The sequence below is a fragment of the Rhodococcus sp. UFZ-B548 genome (assembly GCF_903819475.1).
GTDB classification, from domain to species: domain Bacteria; phylum Actinomycetota; class Actinomycetes; order Mycobacteriales; family Mycobacteriaceae; genus Rhodococcus_F; species Rhodococcus_F erythropolis.
Map to the genome: position 1 here is coordinate 1 of NZ_CAIJDS010000139.1, position 1,790 is coordinate 1,790.

The 1,790-nt window shown below is 64.7% G+C and carries 1 pseudogene; it reads right to left on the reverse strand.

The features are described from left to right. Nucleotides 1–70: 70 nt before the first annotated feature. Nucleotides 71–1,480: pseudogene (locus H7C86_RS36825) on the reverse strand (IS110 family transposase). Nucleotides 1,481–1,790: the final 310 nt, after the last annotated feature.

The window sequence follows — 1,790 nt, forward strand, 5'->3', positions numbered from 1 at the left end:
ATGCTCGACCGTTGACATCGTCTCCCGGTGCGCGACCTGGTAACTGGGGAGTTTGAGTTCCTAACAACAGTCAAGCGACATCGACCCTCGTAAACTCGGAATCGGCGGGCCGGGATGTTGGAGCGCTCGGCGACTCCTGTTGCTCCCGACCCGCCCCACCTTCAGCCGCTTCGACTGACGGTGGTGAGCAGCCTTCTCTCGAATCTTCGGGTCAACCTGGTGGTGTTCACCGACGATGCTGAGGCCCTCCGCGGGCGTGATGATGCGGCCGTCGGTATCGCGCAACACGTAATGCTCTCCGGCACGCCAGCAGGCGGCGATCCTGGTCAGCAGCATGGTCGCGATGTGACAGATCGCCCAGTCGTGGTGACGTTCGGAGTTCCTGAGCCGGACATACTTCACCGCGAGCTGCGGGTCCGCCTTGCGGGCGTGGTCGGCGGCATTGAACAGAGCCTCCCGCAAGAGCGGGTCCCCGGCCTTGGTCAGCCCGTATTGGTGGTTGTGCAGCCCGGACTGGCTGACCTTGGGGACCAGTCCGGAGTAGGCGCGGATCGCGGCGAGACTGGTGAACCGGTGCGGGTCACCGATCCGGCCGGCGACGACAGCGGAGTTCACCGGCCCCATCCCGGGTGCGGAGGCGATGATCCCTGTCGGATCGGCTTCCTCGTAGAGATCAGCGATCCGCTCGTCGAGGTCCTCGATCTGCTCGGTGAGCACTCGGGCCTGCAGCGCCTCGACTGCGATGTCGGCAGCGAGTTCGGCGAAATCGATGCCGTCAGGACCCCACAGTTCGACTGATTCACGCGCCGCAGCCAGCAACGTTCGGGCCTGTTCGTCGCGCCAGGCGCCGCGAGAGTGGCGGACCAGGAATCGGGTCAGACGGGCGGGGCCCAGACGCAGGATGCCGGTCGGGTCGGCGTAACGGATCAGAACGGCTAGTGCGCATTTGCCGTAGTTGCTGCCCAAGGCGTCGTACCAGGCGGGGCCGAGCAGTTCGAGTTGCGCGTCCAGTCGTTGGTAGATCGCGGTGCGGCGCTTGACGATCGACGATCGCATCTTGACCGCTCTGCGCAGCGGGTCGGCGGGTCCGTCGTTGGTGTGCTCCGCAGTCCCTCTTCGATGGAGCAGCGGCAGCCGGGCGAGCAGTGTGGAGTCGAGGTGGTCATTCTTGGTGTGTTTGCCAGTAGTAGGCCCGCAGGTCCGCGGACTGCGTGGTGGGCACCAGGGCGATGGTGGCACCGCGGCGGCGAAACCACGAGGAAACCACGAGTCGACGGGCGCCCAGGCGTTGCGGGTGGGTTCGAGGACCACGGTTACGGTGTCGCTCTCGCCGAGTTCGAGGTCGGCCCATATTCATTCGAGGTCGTGGGGGTGGGCGGGTGAATTTCTTGCCGGTCCAGGTGTAGCTGCCGTCTGGTCGCGCGAGCGAGGCTTGATGCGCTCCCCGGCAGGCGAGGTAGATTCCGAGGGTGAGATTCATGTGCTGCGCCCTATCTGTTCGAGGATCGAAGGTGACGAGCCCAGAGCGGGGACGGCACGGCCCAGACATTCTGTAAGCAGAAGTCCGTCTGTGAGAACAGCTTCGAGTTCCCGAACAGGGACACCGATCCGACCCGGGCGGGTCCGCGGGCGAACACTGAAAACTTCGGGAATCGCCTTGCGTTCCAGTCGGTGTGTCGTTCGTCTCGTGGACCCTCACCCAATCTAAATGTCGGTAACCAGCACCCGCGGCGGATGCTGGTTACCGACAAACTCCCCAGTTACCAGGTCGCGCACCGGGAGACGATGTC